The organism is Paraburkholderia sp. 32 (genome assembly GCF_050435345.1).
Taxonomy (GTDB): domain Bacteria; phylum Pseudomonadota; class Gammaproteobacteria; order Burkholderiales; family Burkholderiaceae; genus Paraburkholderia; species Paraburkholderia tuberum.
Map to the genome: position 1 here is coordinate 437,802 of NZ_JBNDKD010000003.1, position 16,591 is coordinate 454,392.

Here is a 16,591-nt window from a genome sequence, read left to right on the forward strand (position 1 = left end):
GCTCCATGTCTGAATGGTAGTCCGCGAAACACTCAGCCTCATCCATCTCGGAACGGGGCGTGGAGTCTCCCAATTGCCGCAGCTCGTGCTCGGGTCTTTCGCGGCGGCGTGCAGGTCGCCCTTGAACCGTCGTTTGAAACTGTCAATAACGGTCAAAAGCGGCAGGAGCCGAAAAGGCGTTTGGTCGGGAATTGTCGAACCTTTGGAACTCTGACCTATGTTGTGACAGCGTACGACTCGAGTAGCATCAGACCGACGCCAGCGGATTTCATATTGTTTTTTCCGGCCGTGACCATCTGGTGCCCGCATCTATACAATACAGGTCGCAAAAGGCCGAAAGGGCTGCAAAACGGCACAGTCTCAATGTTGACCGACGCAAGACTTTCCCGTTAAAAATCAGTTCGTTGCCATCTAAACGCTAATTCTTTCCTGTCGTGTCCCTTCTGAAGAAATGTTTCGTCGCCGGCGCGCTCGTCGTTGTGCTGGCCGCGGCGGCCATCGCCGCTGGATACTACTGGGCCACCCGCCCGCTCGAATTGACCCCGGCGCAACTCGACGTCACCGTCAAGCCGCACAGCAGCCTGCGCAGCGTCGCGCTGCAGCTCAATCGCGGCGGCGTGCCGGTCGAGCCCGAGCTGTTCATCGCGATGACGCGGTTGCTCGGGCTGCAAAGCGAGCTGAAGTCCGGCAATTACGAGTTCAAGAGCGGCATCACGCCCTACGAGGTGCTGCAGAAAATCGCGCGCGGCGACGTCAACGAATATGTGGCGACGGTCATCGAAGGCTGGACCTTCAAACATATGCGCGCTGAACTCGACGCCAATCCCGCGCTGAAGCACGACACGCTCGGCATGAGCGACGCCGATCTGATGAGCGCAATCGGCGCGCCCGAGGCGTCGATCGGCAACGGCGAAGGGCTGTTTTTCCCGGATACCTACCTGTTCGACAAGGGCACCAGCGACCTCGACATCTATCGCCGCGCTTACCGTCTGATGCGCGTGCGTCTCGACGAGGCGTGGCTCTCGCGCGCGCCGAACCTGCCGTACAAGTCCCCGTACGACGCGCTGACGATGGCGTCGATCGTCGAAAAGGAAACCGGCAAGGCGTCCGACCGGGCGCTCGTCGCCGCGGTGTTCGCCAACCGTCTGCGCGCCGGCATGCCGCTACAGACCGACCCGACCGTGATCTACGGAATGGGCGACAGCTACGCCGGCCACATCAGGAAGAAAGACCTGCAGACCGACACTCCATACAATACCTACACGCGGATGGGCCTACCGCCGACGCCGATCTCGCTGCCGAGCGTCGCGTCGCTGCAGGCGGCGATGAACCCGGCGCAAAGCAACGCGCTGTACTTCGTGTCGCGCGGCGACGGCAGCAGCATCTTTTCTGACACCCTCGGCGAACACAACAAGGCCGTGGACAAATACATTCGAGGGCAATGATGGCGCGCGGCAAATTCATTACGTTTGAAGGCATCGACGGCGCGGGCAAGACCACCCATCTGGGCTGGTTCCGCGAACGGCTCGAGGCGAAGCTCGCGCCGAGCGGCCGCTCGGTCGTGATGACACGCGAGCCGGGCGGCACGCCGCTCGGTGAGCAGATCCGCGATATCGTGCTGCATCAGAAGATGGATCTCGAAACCGAGGCGCTGCTGATGTTCGCGCTGCGCCGTCAGCATCTGGCCGAAGTGATCGAGCCGGCGCTCGCGCGCGGCGATTGGGTGCTGTCCGACCGTTTTACCGATGCCACTTTCGCCTACCAGGGCGGCGGCCGCGGCTTGCCGCGCGACAAGCTGGAGACGCTCGAGCGCTGGGTGCAGGGCGGTTTCCAGCCGGATTTGACCGTGCTGTTCGATTTGCCGCCCGCCGTCGCCAACGAGCGGCGCAGCGCGGTGCGCAATCCGGATCGTTTCGAGAGCGAGTCGGCGGCGTTTTTCGAGCGCACGCGCGCCGAATACATGCGCCGCGCCGAAGAAGCGCCATATCGATTCGCTATCATCGACTCTTCGCAGAGCATCGTTCGAATTCAGAAACAGCTTGAGGAGTTGATTGCAACCCTATGATTCGAAATAGATATAATCGCTTCTTATAATCTCGTGCGAAGTTCACTCGACATCTGAAGTAGCGCCTACAATCGATTGATTCAAAAAGACAAACGATGATCTATCCGTGGCAAGCCGATGACTGGAATCGCCTGCAGCAGCTGCACGGCCACTGGCCGCACGCATTGTTGCTGCACGGCCAGGCGGGCATCGGCAAGCTGCGTTTCGCGCAGCACCTCGCGCAGGGTCTGCTGTGCGAGGCGCCGCAACCGAACGGCGAGCCGTGCGGCGCGTGCGTGGCCTGCAACTGGTTCGCGCAGGGCAATCATCCCGACTACCGCATCGTCGTGCCGGAGGCACTCGCCGCCGAAGCCGGCCTCGCGAACGCCGCGAACGGCGCCGACGACAAGGCCGAAAAAGCCGATGGCGACGAAGGCAAGAAGACCCGCACGCCGAGCAAGGAAATCAAGATCGAACAGATCCGCGGTCTGCTCGACTTCGTCGGCATCGGTTCGCATCGCGGCGGCGCGCGCGTCGTCGTGCTGTATCCGGCCGAGGCGCTCAACGTCGCGGCCGCCAACGCGTTGCTGAAGACGCTGGAAGAGCCGCCCGCGGGCGTCGTGTTCCTGATGGTGTCGGCGCGCGTCGACCGTTTGCTGCCGACCATCATTAGCCGCTGCCGTCAGTGGCCGATGAGCGTGCCCGCGCCGGACACCGCCGCGCAGTGGCTGGCCGCGCAAGGCGTCGACGACGCCCGCGCGCTGCTCGCCGAAGCGGGTGGCGCGCCGCTCGCCGCGCTCGCGCTCGCCAGCGACGAAAACCGTCCGCTGCGCGACTGGACGCTCAAGCAGCTCGCGGCCGGCGCCGGGTGCGACGCATTCGCGTGTGGTGAGGCGCTGCAGAAGCTCCCGGTGCCGCTCGTGCTCGGCTGGCTGCAGCGCTGGATGTACGATCTGCTCGCGCAGCGCACCGCCGGCGCGCCGCGCTATTTCCCGCAGGCGTCGGCCGCGCTCACCCGCTGCGCCACCCAGGCCGACGCCAACGCATTCGCGCGTTTTCTGCGCACCGTCACGCGCCAGCGCGCGGTCGAGAACCATCCGTTGAACGCGCGGCTCGTGTTCGAGGAACTGTTCATCGGCTATCGCGCGCTGTTTGCGTGAGCCCGCAGCCGGACAGCCTGCCGTCTTTTTTTCATTCAAGCCAACCGCCATGAGCCTTTCCTACCGCGACGCCACGCTCGACGATCTGCCCGCGATCGTCGCCATCTACAATTCGACGATCCCGTCGCGCCAGGTCACCGCGGACCTCGAGCCGGTCAGCGTCGAGAGCCGGCATGGGTGGTTTCATGCGCACAGCCCGCAGAAGCGGCCGCTGTGGGTGGTCGAAGATCCGAAGCAGGCGGGCCGCGTGATCGCGTGGCTCAGCTTTTCCGATTTTTATGGCCGGCCGGCTTATCAGCGCACCGCCGAAGTCAGCATCTATCTCGACGAAAGCGCGCGCGGCCAGGGACTCGGCAAGCAACTGCTGGCGGCGTCGCTCGACGCGGCACCGGGTCTTGGCATCGATACGGTGCTCGGCTTCGTGTTCGGTCACAATGAAGCGAGCGTGCGGCTGTTCCGCGGCTTCGGCTTCGATGCATGGGGCACGTTACCGCGCGTCGCGGTGCTGGATGGCGTCGAGCGCGATCTGGTGATTCTTGGCAAGCGTCTTGCGCACGCCGGTTGAGCACGCTGTGCAAGCAGCGCCACCTGAGCTGTCCCAAGCGGCCCCGGCCACGCCATCGCCCAGCCGCAAGCCCCTTTTTCGCAGGACCTGACCATGTTTGTCGATTCACACTGCCACATCAACTTCGAAGGACTCGCGGACCGTCTGCCGCAAGTGCTCGAAAACATGCGCAGCCATTCGGTCTCGCACGCGTTGTGCGTGTCGGTGGATCTTGAAACGCTGCCGTCGGTACTGGACATCGCCAGCCGCTATGACAACGTGTACGCGTCGGTCGGCGTGCATCCCGATCACGAGCACATGCGCGAGCCGAGCGTAGCCGAGCTGGTTGAACTGGCCGGGCACCCGAAGGTCGTCGCGATCGGCGAAACCGGGCTCGATTACTACCGCCTCGAAGGCCGCTCGATCGCCGACATGGAGTGGCAGCGCGAGCGCTTTCGCACGCACATCCGCGCCGCGCACGCGACCAGCAAGCCGCTGATCATCCACACCCGCTCGGCGTCGGAAGATACGTTGCGCATCATGGCCGAGGAGCGCGCCGGCGTGCCGGGCGGCGTCATGCATTGCTTCACCGAACCGTGGGCCATCGCCGAGCAGGCGCTCGCGCAGAATTTTTACATTTCGCTGTCGGGCATCGTCACGTTCAAGAGCGCGACCGATGTGCAGGACGTCGCGCGCCGCGTGCCGCTCGACCGTCTGCTGATCGAAACCGACTCGCCGTACCTGGCGCCGGTGCCGTATCGCGGCAAACCGAATGAACCTGCGTACGTCAGTTATGTCGGACGCTTCATCGCGCAGCAACGCGAGATGCCGGACGAGGCGCTGGCCGCCGCTACCACGCAAAACTTCTTCAGACTGTTCGGACTCGCCGCACCGGCCGGAATCTGAGCCACAAAGCCGCGTAACATCAAAGGGATAGGAAGATTTCCTAAAGTACCATATGACAAATATTTCGACGTCGTCCGCTGATTTCCAACCGCTGTCCGCCGGGTCGGCCGCCCGGGCTCTCGCGCCGGCGCGCCGTCTCGCGTGCGCCGCCGCGCTCGCGTGCGCGGCGCTCGTCGCGGTGCCCGCGCATGCGGCGCCGATCGACTCGCTGATCAAGTCGGTCAAGTTCGACGACGTCGACGGCGTCAACAAGCTGCTCGCGAAGGGCATGGACCCGAACAGCGTCGACAATCAGGGCATCCCGCTGCTCGTGATCGCCGCGCGCGAGAAATCCGACAAGGTCGCGGCCGCGTTGCTTGCGAATCCAAAGACCGATATCGAGATTCAGGACAAGGCCGGCGAAAACGCGCTGATGATGGCGTCGCTGGTCGGCGACCTGAACTTCGTGAATCTGCTGATCGCGAAGGGCGCCGAGGTCAACAAGAAGGGCTGGGCGCCGCTGCACTACGCGGCCGCGAACGGCCACGACGACATCGTCAAGGTGCTGCTCGACCACTCGGCCTACGTCGACGCGGGCTCGCCGAACGGCACCACGCCGCTGATGATGGCCGCGCGCGGCGGCCACGTTTCCACCGTCAAGCTGCTGCTCGACAACGGCGCGGACCTGTCGGTGAAAAACCAGATCGGCATGACCGCGCTCGATTTCGCCAAGACCTACAAGGAGCCGGACGTCGTCGAAGGGCTCACGGCGCGCATGCAGCAGACGCAGCAGCAGAAGCAATGACGTTTTGTCGGCAGGCGGCGCGGTGCGCCCGCGAAGCGTCAGGCGCCTCGCCATGCCGTGCCGCTTTGCAGCCGTTTTGCCCGAGCTGCGCGGCTGCCGGCCTGCTGCCGCCGCGTAAAACAGTGCAGAATGACGACTTCGGCGCGCCGCGTAGCGCGCCGTCCGGACGCGGCAGAAAGACCGCGTGAATAAACAACCCTGGAAAGGAACACCATGCTGCGGGCTTTGATTTTCGCCGGCGCGCTTGCCTTGCCGCTTTCGGCAGCCGCGTTTACGGGAGGCGACCTCAACAAGCTGTGCACCAAGACGGACGTGGCTTCGCGTAGCGCCTGCGCGGCCTACATCGAAGGCGCGGCCGACGGCATCTTCAACACGATCGACGCGATCGGCGGCACCACCGGTCCGCGCGTCGGCCAGTACTTCTGCCTGCCGCCGGATGCGCGCTCGGCGCAGTTGACCGACGCGGTGCGCAAGTACATCGCCGAGAACCCAAACGCCGCGGGCTACAACGCGAGCACGGCGATTTCGCTGGGTCTCGGCAAGGCGTTTCCCTGCAAGAGCGGCGGCTGATCGATAACCGCGGCGCATCGAAGAACCCGTTGTAACGCCCAGGCGCGGTCGTGCGCCCCGGATGTCAGTAGTCGCGCAGGCGCGCCGCCGCTCATCGAGCCCGGAGGAAGATGCCCGTTATGCCTACTATCGACGACTTCTACCGCGTGGCGGCCGCGCCGCTGCATACGTGGCTCGGCACGCTGATCGTGACGGCCATCGTGGCGATCGTGGCGAGCGGCATTCACCGCTTCGGCGCGCGCGTCGTGAAGCGACTCGCGCGGCCGCACGCGCTGACGAGCGTCGTGCTGCGCTACATCGACAAGCCGTCGCTGTTCGCCCTCGTGATCCTCGCGTTCGCGTGGGTCTGGTCCGAGGCACCCGACACCCTCAACTTCATCGAACCGGTGCGCGACATCACCGGCATCGCGCTGATCGCCGCGCTGACGTGGCTGTCGGTGCGCTCGGCCGCGGCGATCGGCGAAGCGATCATCCGCGCCCATCCGCTCGATTCCGCCGATAACCTGCAGGCGCGCCGCATCCATACGCAGGCGCGCGTACTCGCGCGCTCGGTGATGATCGTGATCGTGATCATCGGTGTCGGCGGTGCGCTGATGACCTTGCCCAACGTGCGGCAGATCGGCGCGAGCCTGCTGGCGTCGGCGGGTGTCGCCGGTCTGGTCGCCGGTATCGCGGCGCGGCCGGTGCTCGGCAACCTGATCGCCGGTTTGCAGATCGCGCTGTCGCAACCGATCCGCCTCGACGACGTCGTCGTGATCCAGGACGAGTGGGGACGCATCGAGGAGATCACCGGCACGTACGTGTCGGTGCGGCTGTGGGATCAGCGCCGTCTGATCGTGCCGCTGCAATGGTTTATCGAAAATCCGTTCTCGAACTGGACCCGCAGCAGCTCGCAGATCATCGGCACCGTGTTCCTGTTCGTCGATTACCGGATGCCGCTCGCGCCGCTGCGCGAGGAGCTTGCGCGCATCGTCGAGAACGCGCCCGAGTGGGACCGTCGCGTGCAGGTGCTGCAGGTGACGGACTGCACCGAGCGCGCGATGCAGTTGCGCGCGCTCGTCAGCGCGCCCGATTCCGGCCTTGCGTGGGATCTGCGCTGCCGCGTGCGCGAAGGGCTGCTCGATTTCGTTCATCGGCATTACCCGGAATACCTGCCGCGGGCGCGTGCCGAGGTGTCGGCGGAGCTGGAGACCGGTGGCGCTGGCCCGAGCGACTGGCTGCCGCGCAGCCGGCAGGCGCCAGCCGGCAGCACCGCCGCGCATACCGAAGCCGATCCGGTGGCGAGCCGCATCGATCGCACTGGCGCGGGCGAGGTCGCGCAGAAGGCTAAGGAGCAGGCTTAGCCGGGCGTTGCGGATCGCGAATCGCGCGTGGCGAGCGGCGAATGGCGACCGCCCTCGGCAAGCCCGGCGATGCGCGGGCACGCCGATTGCTGTTCAGGGGCGCGCCACGCCTGCCCAGGCGTCGCGGCGCATCGCAAGAATGACGGAGGACATGCACTATGGGCCGATTGATCGTCGTGTCGAATCGCGTCGCGACGCCGACGGAGACCAAGGGATCGGCGGGTGGACTCGCGGTCGGCGTATTCGGCGCGCTGAAGGATGCAGGCGGCGTCTGGTTCGGCTGGAGCGGCGACGTAGTCAGCGAAACGGTCGCCAACGCTGGGCCGATGCTCGAGCAGGACGGCGCGGTGACCTTCGCAACCGTCGGCCTCACGCGCAAGGACTACGACCAGTACTACCGCGGCTTCTCGAACGCGACGCTGTGGCCGGTATTCCACTACCGCAACGACCTCGCGCGCTACGAGCGCGAGGAGTACGCGGGCTACCGGCGCGTCAACGCATGGCTCGCTCACAAGCTGGTCAAGCTGCTCGAACCCGACGACATCATCTGGATTCACGACTACCATCTGATCCCGTTTGCCGAGGCGCTGCGCAGCGAGGGCGTGACGAACCGCATCGGTTTCTTCCTGCATATTCCGTTTCCCGCGCCGCAGATCCTGCTCAACATTCCGCCGCACGAGGAACTGGTGAAGTCGATGTCGTGCTACGACCTGCTCGGCTTCCAGACCGCCACCGACCAGCAGGCATTCCACGACTACGTGACGCGTCACGCGCGCGGCACGGTGAGCGCGGACGGCATCGTCGAGGCGTTCGGGCGCAAGCTGTGCACCGGCGTCTACCGGATCGGCGTGTTCCCCGACGAAATCGCCGAGCAGGCCAAGCGCTACGAAAGCCGCCAGCACGTGCTCGAGCTGAAGCAAAGCCTCGAGGGGCGCAAGCTGGTCATGAGCGTCGACCGGCTCGACTATTCGAAGGGACTGGTCGAGCGCTTTCGCGCGTTCGAGTTGCTGCTCGAACGCTCGCCCGAATGGCGCGGCAACGTCACGCTCGTGCAGATCGCGCCGCCTACGCGCTCGGACGTCGCGACCTATCAGAAGATCCGCCAGGATCTCGAATACGAGGCAGGGCGCATCAACGGCCGCTACTCGGGGCTCGACTACACGCCGATCCGCTATCTGAACCAGCAGTACGACCGCTGGAAGCTGATGTCGCTGTTTCGGGAGTCGCAGATCGGCTTCGTCACGCCGCTGCACGACGGCATGAACCTCGTCGCGAAGGAGTACGTGGCCGCGCAGAATCCCGACGATCCCGGCGTGCTCGTGCTGTCGATTTTCGCGGGCGCGGCCGCCGAGCTCTCTGGCGCGCTGCTCGTCAATCCGCACGATGCGATCGGCATGTGCGAGGCCTTGCAACGTGCGCTGCAAATGCCGCTCGACGCGCGCCAGCGGCGTCACGAGATCGACATGGCCGCGCTGCGTAAGAACGATCTCGGAGTGTGGCGCGACAGCTTCCTCCGGGATTTGCGCAGCATGCCAGTGCGCGGGTCGGGCGAGGGCGGCGGCCACAAATGACGGCGCGGCGACGGCCCAAAGCCCGCGCAAACCCGGCGCGTGGCCGCGTGTCACCGGATGTAAGCCGCTTGTAACAGCACCGAGCAATTGCAAGACCTGCGGCTTTTCGACCGATGCCAGGGAATAATTCCCCGTAGCGACGATGCATGCGGCGCGCTTAGGGACCGCGTTAGGGACCGCGCGCATTGTTCCGACGTCATGGCGCTGTCATACTCGGCGTCGCCGACGGCATCGCGATTGCGCGCCAGCCGCCGGCTCACGGAGACACAATATGAAGATTGCGCAGATCGCCCCGCTGACCGAATCGGTGCCGCCGAAGCTCTACGGCGGCACGGAGCGCGTCGTGTCGTACATCACCGAAGCGCTGGTCGAGCAAGGCCACGACGTGACGCTGTTCGCGAGCGGCGACTCCGTCACGAGCGCGAAGCTCGAAGCGGTGTGGCCGCGCGCGCTGCGGCTCGATCCGGGCATTCGCGACCGCGTCGCGCCGCATATGCTGTTGATGGAACTCGTGCGCCGCCAGGCCGAAGAGTTCGACGTGCTGCATTTCCACCTCGACTACTACTCGTTCTCGGTATTCAAGCGGCAGGACACGCCGTTCGTCACGACGATGCACGGCCGGCTCGATCTGCCCGAGCAGCAGCCGGTGTTCGACACGTTCAACACCGCGCCCGTGATCTCCATTTCGAACGCGCAGCGTCATCCGCTGCCGCAGGCGCGCTGGCTCACCACCGTCTATCACGGCCTGCCGGCGCAGCTCTATACGCCGCAACCGGTCGAGCAGAAGTACCTCGCGTTTCTCGGTCGGATTTCGCCGGAAAAGCGCGTCGATACGGCGATCCGCATCGCCGGCCGCTGCGGCATGCCGATCCGTATCGCCGCCAAGGTGGATGCGGCCGATCGCGAGTACTTCGAGCGCGATATCCGGCCGTTGCTCGACCTGCCGTACGTCGAGTACATCGGCGAGATTGCCGATCATCAGAAGGCCGAGTTTCTGTCGGGCGCGCATGCGCTGCTGTTTCCGATCGACTGGCCGGAGCCGTTCGGTCTCGTGATGATCGAGGCGATGGCTTGCGGCACGCCGGTGATCGCGTTCAACCGCGGCTCGGTGCCCGAAGTGCTCGAAGAGGGCGTGACCGGGTTCATCGTCGAGGACGAGATCGGCGCGGTGGCGGCCGTGAACCGGCTGCACAAGGTGTCGCGCGCGGGCGTGCGGCGGCGTTTCGAGGAGCGCTTCACGTCGCACCGGATGGCGCGTGAGTATGTGGAGGCCTATCAGTTGGTGATTCGCGCACAGAAGCGCTCGAGGTTCAAGGTGGTCGATTCGTCGGGCCGTTGACGCGGGATCGTTGGGACGTGTCGAAGCGAAGGACGGCGGTGCGCGATGCGCGGCGCCGTTTTTTTTTGCGCGCGAGTTTTTCCGTTCCCGAGCGTCGGCATCGGCATCCATAACAAAAAGACCGCGCGACGACCCGCACAGGGTCCACCGCGCGGCCTTCGCCGCGATGCGCGCGCAAGTGATCAGTGAAGCGCGCCGATGAGCGCGCTCAGATCTTCAGCCGCGTGACCTTCGTGCCTTGCAGCGAGACGTCGCCCATCAGGCCCGCGTTCGTCAACACGAAAACCTGCACCGGCGCAGTGGCCGTGGTCGTGTCGACGGCGCCATTCGCGCCGATCTTCACGAGCGCGACCGATGCATCGACGCCGGCCGACCAGCCCTCCGCGTTGCGGAATTTGTCGAGCGAATCCTGCGTCATGAACAGGAAGATGATCGCCTTCGACTGCGCGCCCGCCTGCAGGCCGAACGAGCCCGACGCGGTGCTGTAATAGCCGACCGTCGCGCCGCCCACCCGCAATGCGCCTTCGCCATACTGGCCGCCGACGATCAAGCCCGCCTGCAGCACCGACGGGAACACCAGCACGCCGCGCGCCTTCGACACCAGCTCGCGCGAGCCCGGCACGGTCGTGAATAGCTTGGACAGCGTGCCGTCGACGCTGGCGTCGATCGACTGTCGTTTCGAGGCGTCGACATGAGCATTTTCCGGCGTGTTGCCCGTCGTCGTGCAGCCGGCGAGTGCAAGGCCTCCGAAAGCAAGCGCAGCGGTCGTCTTCAACATGAAGTGTCGTCTTTGCATCGTTTTTCTCCGTCATGGATCCGGGGCGCAACCGTGGTGGTGTCGCCTGGTTGCCTTTGAGTTATAACACAGGCTGGTGCAAAAGGCGCGTTGCGTGACAACGCGAAAAGCCTTATGGGACAAGGGTTTGAGCCTGATCGCAAAAAGTCTTCCCAGTAAATTTGACCGGCCTTGCGCGCGACTTCCGAGCACGCGTCGAGCGACGATCCGAGGGGCGACGCTAAACAGCGCCCGAGTCGCGGCGATTGTGGGGACGCTTCGGCGTGGCCGCACGATGGGCCGGTTTTTACCGATTTTCGCGTTGCGCGGCGGCCCATCGACATGGCAATGAGAGTGTTGTTTCGGCGCAGCAAATTGCGGCGAAGTGCAAGCGGCGCGGCCGCCGCTCACCCATGATTCGCCGGACTCTTGACCGCGGGCGGGCGCCGCAGCGCGCGGCGCACCATGCCGATGATCGCGCCGATCGCGAACAGCATAGCCGCCGGCACGATCCAATAGCCGACGAATGCGTGCCACAGATAGGCCAATAGCGTCGAGCGGCGCACGCTGTATTCGTTGATCGCGTCCTGCTGGCGCGGCGCGTTGGCGGCCAGTACGTCGGCCGGGCAGCCGGCCGCCTTGGCCTCGTCGGGCTTGCCATGGCAATGCGCGGGCGCCCCGGCGATGCGCTGCGCCTGGGTGAAATTCCAGGTGGTCAGCGCGCGGTCGAGATCGACCGCGTTGTACGACATTTCCTCGCGGATCTCGTTGACCGCCACGATCGCCACAGGCACGGCCCAGAATATGATGACCAGCAACCACCGCCTTAACCAGCGGTTTTTGTGCTTCGATACCATCCTTGCCTCCGATCGATGCTCAGTAGCACCAACGACAAGATGGCGGCCCGCGTAGTTGTTTGGTTCTATATGAGTGAGGGTGGGCCGTCTCCGCAGCCATCATAGAAGAAAACGGCGCGTTGCGGCGGGTGGACGACGAAGCGGGGGGACTCGATCGGAGCGCCGCGTGGGCGCAACGATGCGCCGGCGCGGCGTCGATCGGAGGGCGCCGGCGTGGGGGACGGCTCCGCCTTTCGCTCAGTTGGCCGGCGCCGAGGAGGACAGGCAGGTCTTCATGAAGGCCTTGCGGTCGTCGCCTTTCTTGTCGGCCGCCTGCTTGTTGCACACCTTCATCTTGTCCTGCTGGCTCATCGGTGCGGCGGCGGCCGGCTTCGCGGAAAGACAGGTTTGCATGAACGCCTTGCGCTCGTCGCCTTTCTTGTCGGCGGCCTGCTTGTTGCAGTCGGCCATCTTGGTTTGCTGGCTGTTCTGCGCAAACGCCGGCGATACGAGTACCGCGCCCAACACCAGCGTAGCGATAGCGGATTGAATTTTCATGGGACACTCCATCGGTGGTGAAAACGTTTCTGATCGTTCATGCGCGCGGGCGACGACGGCATTCATGGGCCCATCGGCGCATCCATTATGGCAAATGCCGTCTGCGAGAACGGCTCAAAATGCATTCCGGTTGACAGCGGTCCGCGCTCGTTTTCCCTGAGCAGCGTGGCGCAACTGGCGCCGCGGCGTTTGAAACAATCGAATGAACGAGAGCGCGAATTTTGTCATGCAATGCAGATTGCTCGTGACGTTTATTTCAAGCTTATTGAAACGAAATTACGGTTTCCGCTATTTTGATATATGGTTAACAGGCAATGAGAATTTTCATATTGCTGCGAATGCAACTGAATAGAAAATAGGCACGAAATTCGGTAGTCGCCGTTATCCTCGACTGCGCTCCGGTGCATGCCGCTCCCTGCCAACCCTCAACCTCGCGAGGAGACTCACCATGCATTACCTGTTGATGTACGAGTTGGTACCCGACTATCTGGAGCGGCGCGGCGAGCATCGCGACGCGCATCTGAAACTCGCATGGGCCGCCGCCGAGCGCGGCGAACTGCTGCTCGCCGGCGCGCTCGCGGAGCCGACGGACGGTGCGGTGCTGCTCTTCACCGGCGCGTCGCCTGCGGTGGCAGAGGCCTTTGCTACCGCCGATCCGTACGTACTCTCCGGACTGGTTACGCGTTGGCGCGTGCGCGAATGGACCACGGTCGTCGGCGAGCACGCATCGAAACCAGTGCGCCCGTAACGTCGTTCGAAGCGACTTCGTCGCTTCTGTCACGCCTCGAACTCCGCGCATGCGCGGCCGCCGCGTGTGCGCCTCCGGTTGCCTCCATGTCACCGCGCGGGCGCGTCGCAGTCCGTTCGCCGACGCTCGAAACCGATGTCACATCAACCATCAAAGCGCATAGAAATGCATGCTGGATCGGCAATTACATTTCTAAAGCCCATTCTGTTCGGTGATGCGGTATTGTGCTTTGCAATAGACAGATCCGATGCCGGATAAGCAGCGGCTTCTGTTACGGCAATACGAGAATCGACGCAGCGAAACCGACAAGATTGTTTCTATCCGTAACACTTGTCTCAACTGTACTCATGCAAAGATTGGAATGGTATGCTTCGTGCACAAATTTTCCCACGCACGAGTGAGACCGCGTTTTGTGCTTCGTAATAGGGAAGAGCCGCACCACGTGTGGGCGGGCTGCTCCAGCGAGCCGAACGGACCAAACAAATTTGTGCAACCGAGGGCCGCACACGGGTCGTGAACGCTGAGAATCCGTGGCAGGCCCAACGCCGCGGCCAGGCCAGGCCGCGTGGAGAAAATCCAATGTTTTTCGATGAGCTAAACAACGACGAATGGGCGCTGCTCGCGCCGCTCGTCTCCGACGAGCCGGCCGTCCGTCTGAACCGGCGCGGCCGGCCGCGCGCCGAACCGCGCATCGTGACGAATGCCGTGCTGTGGATCATGACCACCGGCGAGCCGTGGTCGAAGCTGCCGGGCCGCTATCCGTCCGGTCCCACCTGCCGCCGCCGCTTCGAAGAGTGGCAACTGAACGGCACACTGCTGGAGATGGTCCGTCTGCTGTCGCAGAGCGGGCGCACGTTCGCATACATTCCCCAACCGGCGCCGCCCGTTACGGCCAGACCTGCGGCACCGGTTGCGCAAACCCCGAGCCCGCGCGAAGACAATAATCTGCGCGGCGTGTCGTGGAAGAGTCCCGAGTCGTGGCAGGCGCCCGGCGTTGCGAGCGCGTTGAGCCAATGGCGTACGGCCGATCCGATCGGCGACATCACGCGGCAATTGTCGGGGCTTGCGCCGGCGAGCGCGGTGGCGACATCGGCGTTCGCGACGTCCGCAGTGGCGACGTCCGCGACGGCGGCGCAGATGCGCGTCGAACCGGCCGCATCCGGCACGGTCGAGCCCGTCGCGGTCGACGACCCGCGCCCGTCGCTGACGATAGGCCTCGCCCCGCGCGGCATGCAGGTCGCCGATTCGCGCGGTTATCTGATCTACGTGGTGGTCGAGGAAGTGCCGAATGCGATGTATCGCGGGTGGGCGGAGATCATCAGGGACGGCAAGCGCGTCGAGCGCTCTGGCCTCGTGGGCCCGCGCTTCGCGGATGCGCAGCACGCGCAGCAGTTCGCGCTCGACTGGGCGCGTCAGTGGATCGATCGCGAATGCGCGACCGACGCGGCGGCCACGACGATGGTCCACGCAACGGCCGCGCCCGCGTCGGCGAACCTTGCGCAGCGGTCCGCGGACCGTTCGTTGTCAGGCCTGCGTCATGCGCCGGAACCGGCATCGGTCAATGGCATCGCGAATCACCCGGGCAATCACGGCGCGCCGTTGCACGGGCCGCTGAAGCCATCACTGAATGCATTGCGCGGGACGCTGCGCCGCTATCCGTCGGACACCGCGACCGCGGGCGGGGCAAGCACGCCCACGGTGACGACCGACAGCGGCACCGCGGAGCACTTATCCGCAACCTACAAAGAACTCATCTCATACGTGGGATGAGCCCGGCGGTCCCCGCGGCCGCTTTGCGCCGCCGCCGGTTCCCGCTTCGTCATTGCGACCGGTCGCGCCTCATTGCCTTCCGTACGTATCGTCGAAGCGCACGATATCGTCTTCGCCGAGGTACGAACCCGACTGCACCTCGATCATTTCGAGCGGCATCTTGCCCGGGTTTTCGAGGCGATGCGTAACGCCGAGCGGAATATAGGCCGACTCGTTTTCGGACACGATAAAGCGTTCGTCGCCGCGCGTGACGAGCGCGGTGCCGCGCACGACGATCCAGTGCTCCGCGCGGTGATGATGCATCTGCAGCGACAACCGCGCGCCCGGCTTCACGACGATCCGCTTGACCTGGAAGCGCTCGCCGGTGTCGACGGAATCGTAGTTGCCCCACGGCCGATGCACCTTGCGATGATTGGCCGCTTCGAGCCCGCCATTCTCGCGAATCCGGTTGACGATCTTCTTGACGTCCTGCACGCGTGATTTGTCGGCGACCAGAATCGCATCGGCGGTCTCGACGACGACGAGATCCTGCGTGCCGACGCAGGCAATCAGTCGTCCTTCGGAATGCGCGAAGGTGGAGTTCGCGCCTTCGAACATCACGCGGCCGCGGCTCACGTTGCGATCGGGGTCCTTCTCGCTGATGTCCCAGATCGCGTCCCACGAACCGACGTCGGACCAGCCGGCCGCAAGCGGCACGACCACGCCCGACGCGATGCTCTGATCGGCGCCGAGCTTTTCCATCACCGCGTAGTCGATCGAATTCGACGGCGAGCCGCTGAACGCATCGCGTTGCAGCCGGAAGAAGTCGCCGTCCGCCGTGCTGCCCGCGAAGGCCGATTCGCATGCTTCGTAAATGGCCGGCTGAAAATGGCGGATCGCTTTGAGCCACGTCGATGCGCGCACGATGAAAATACCGCTGTTCCACCAGTATTCGCGTGATTCGACATAGCGCTGCGCGAGTTCCAGATGCGGCTTTTCGACGAAACGGTCGAGGCGATGCGCGACCGGGCGAGCCGCTGCTGCGGTCTGCGCATCGTCAGAACCGAGCGGCGCGCCGATGCGGATATAGCCGTAGCCGGTTTCGGCACGCGTCGGCACGATTCCCATGGTGACGATATGGCCAGCGGCCGCATGCTGTACGCCGGCGGCGAGCGCCGCGTGAAATTCTGCGCTGTCGGTGACCGCGTGATCGGCGGGCATCACGACCATGATGCCGTCTTCATCCTGCGCGGCGACGGACAACGCGGCCACCGTCAACGCGGGCGCGGTGTCACGGCCCACGGGTTCGAGTATCAGCCGGCTCGGCTTGGCGCTCGTGCGCAATTGTTCGGCCGTCGTGAAGCGCTGTTCTTCATTGGCGACGACCACGAGCTGGCCGGCAAGCGGATAACCGGTTTCGAGCCCATCGAGACGGCGGGTCGTCGATTGCAGCAGCGACTCTTCGCCGAGCAGGCCGATCAGCTGCTTCGGATGCTGCTCGCGCGACATCGGCCACAGCCGGGTGCCCGAGCCGCCCGCGAGAATCACGGGATGAACCTTGAGCTTGACGCTGGTTGCGGTTGAGGGCATGGGCGATTGGGCGGGGGTGGGCCGGGTGCCGGCAGGCGTGACCGGGGCCGGAGCTGTCATGGTGAACTCTCCTC

17 protein-coding genes are annotated in these 16,591 nt (G+C 64.8%); 13 read left to right on the forward strand and 4 right to left on the reverse strand.

Annotated features, from left to right (window positions below):
- Window positions 1-434 precede the first annotated feature (434 nt).
- The 10 genes from mltG to OKW26_RS24805 all read left to right on the forward strand — a co-directional run bounded on the left by mltG (window position 435) and on the right by OKW26_RS24805 (window position 10,261).
- Entirely contained in the window at window positions 435-1,445 is a 1,011-nt protein-coding gene (gene mltG / locus OKW26_RS24760) for an endolytic transglycosylase MltG (protein WP_184063529.1), read from the forward strand.
- Complete coding sequence (gene tmk, locus OKW26_RS24765) at window positions 1,445-2,065, forward strand: dTMP kinase (protein WP_090804781.1); 621 nt, start codon at window positions 1,445-1,447, stop codon at window positions 2,063-2,065. Before mltG ends, tmk begins: the two co-directional genes overlap by 1 nt.
- Window positions 2,066-2,160: 95 nt before the next feature.
- Complete coding sequence (locus tag OKW26_RS24770) at window positions 2,161-3,204, forward strand: DNA polymerase III subunit delta' (protein WP_429355512.1); 1,044 nt, start codon at window positions 2,161-2,163, stop codon at window positions 3,202-3,204.
- Window positions 3,205-3,253: 49 nt separating this feature from the next.
- Complete coding sequence (locus OKW26_RS24775; protein WP_090804789.1) at window positions 3,254-3,769, forward strand: GNAT family N-acetyltransferase; 516 nt, start codon at window positions 3,254-3,256, stop codon at window positions 3,767-3,769.
- 93 nt (window positions 3,770-3,862) lie between these two features.
- Window positions 3,863-4,654, forward strand: coding sequence for a TatD family hydrolase (locus OKW26_RS24780; protein WP_429355513.1), 792 nt, complete (start codon window positions 3,863-3,865; stop codon window positions 4,652-4,654).
- Window positions 4,655-4,706: 52 nt separating this feature from the next.
- Complete coding sequence (locus OKW26_RS24785) at window positions 4,707-5,438, forward strand: ankyrin repeat domain-containing protein (RefSeq protein WP_429355514.1); 732 nt, start codon at window positions 4,707-4,709, stop codon at window positions 5,436-5,438.
- 213 nt (window positions 5,439-5,651) lie between these two features.
- Entirely contained in the window at window positions 5,652-6,008 is a 357-nt protein-coding gene (locus OKW26_RS24790; RefSeq protein ID WP_090804794.1) for a Rap1a/Tai family immunity protein, read from the forward strand.
- A gap of 119 nt (window positions 6,009-6,127) precedes the next feature.
- Window positions 6,128-7,351: a mechanosensitive ion channel family protein gene (locus tag OKW26_RS24795; RefSeq protein WP_429355515.1), complete on the forward strand. Its 1,224-nt coding sequence runs from the start codon at window positions 6,128-6,130 to the stop codon at window positions 7,349-7,351.
- A gap of 158 nt (window positions 7,352-7,509) precedes the next feature.
- Window positions 7,510-8,922 (forward strand): alpha,alpha-trehalose-phosphate synthase (UDP-forming), encoded by a 1,413-nt coding sequence (gene otsA, locus OKW26_RS24800; RefSeq protein ID WP_429355516.1) that lies wholly within the window; start codon window positions 7,510-7,512, stop codon window positions 8,920-8,922.
- 271 nt (window positions 8,923-9,193) lie between these two features.
- Window positions 9,194-10,261: a glycosyltransferase family 4 protein gene (locus OKW26_RS24805; RefSeq protein ID WP_184066675.1), complete on the forward strand. Its 1,068-nt coding sequence runs from the start codon at window positions 9,194-9,196 to the stop codon at window positions 10,259-10,261.
- Window positions 10,262-10,469: 208 nt separating this feature from the next.
- On the opposite strand, the gene OKW26_RS24810 is transcribed toward OKW26_RS24805, so the two are convergent.
- From OKW26_RS24810 to OKW26_RS24820, 3 genes are all read right to left on the reverse strand, one after another.
- Window positions 10,470-11,057 (reverse strand): BPSL1445 family SYLF domain-containing lipoprotein, encoded by a 588-nt coding sequence (locus OKW26_RS24810; protein ID WP_184066672.1) that lies wholly within the window; start codon window positions 11,055-11,057, stop codon window positions 10,470-10,472.
- Window positions 11,058-11,443: 386 nt separating this feature from the next.
- Window positions 11,444-11,893, reverse strand: a complete 450-nt coding sequence (locus OKW26_RS24815) for a hypothetical protein (RefSeq protein ID WP_184066670.1) — start codon at window positions 11,891-11,893, stop codon at window positions 11,444-11,446.
- Between the two features lie 237 nt (window positions 11,894-12,130).
- Window positions 12,131-12,430, reverse strand: coding sequence for a PsiF family protein (locus tag OKW26_RS24820; RefSeq protein ID WP_187610095.1), 300 nt, complete (start codon window positions 12,428-12,430; stop codon window positions 12,131-12,133).
- Between the two features lie 39 nt (window positions 12,431-12,469).
- Here OKW26_RS24820 and OKW26_RS24825 point away from each other — a divergent pair, with 39 nt between their 5' ends.
- The 3 genes from OKW26_RS24825 (at window position 12,470) to OKW26_RS24835 (ending at window position 14,948) form a co-directional block, all read left to right on the forward strand.
- Window positions 12,470-12,727 carry a hypothetical protein gene (locus OKW26_RS24825; protein WP_184066664.1) on the forward strand — a complete coding sequence of 86 codons (258 nt, stop codon included), beginning with the start codon at window positions 12,470-12,472 and terminating at the stop codon, window positions 12,725-12,727.
- A 151-nt stretch (window positions 12,728-12,878) separates the two neighbouring features.
- Window positions 12,879-13,178: a YciI-like protein gene (locus OKW26_RS24830; protein WP_018418036.1), complete on the forward strand. Its 300-nt coding sequence runs from the start codon at window positions 12,879-12,881 to the stop codon at window positions 13,176-13,178.
- A gap of 579 nt (window positions 13,179-13,757) precedes the next feature.
- Window positions 13,758-14,948 (forward strand): transposase, encoded by a 1,191-nt coding sequence (locus OKW26_RS24835; protein WP_429355517.1) that lies wholly within the window; start codon window positions 13,758-13,760, stop codon window positions 14,946-14,948.
- A gap of 69 nt (window positions 14,949-15,017) precedes the next feature.
- Here the strand turns inward: OKW26_RS24835 and OKW26_RS24840 are convergent, their stop codons facing one another.
- Entirely contained in the window at window positions 15,018-16,577 is a 1,560-nt protein-coding gene (locus OKW26_RS24840) for a mannose-1-phosphate guanylyltransferase/mannose-6-phosphate isomerase (protein ID WP_429355518.1), read from the reverse strand.
- Window positions 16,578-16,591 lie beyond the last annotated feature (14 nt).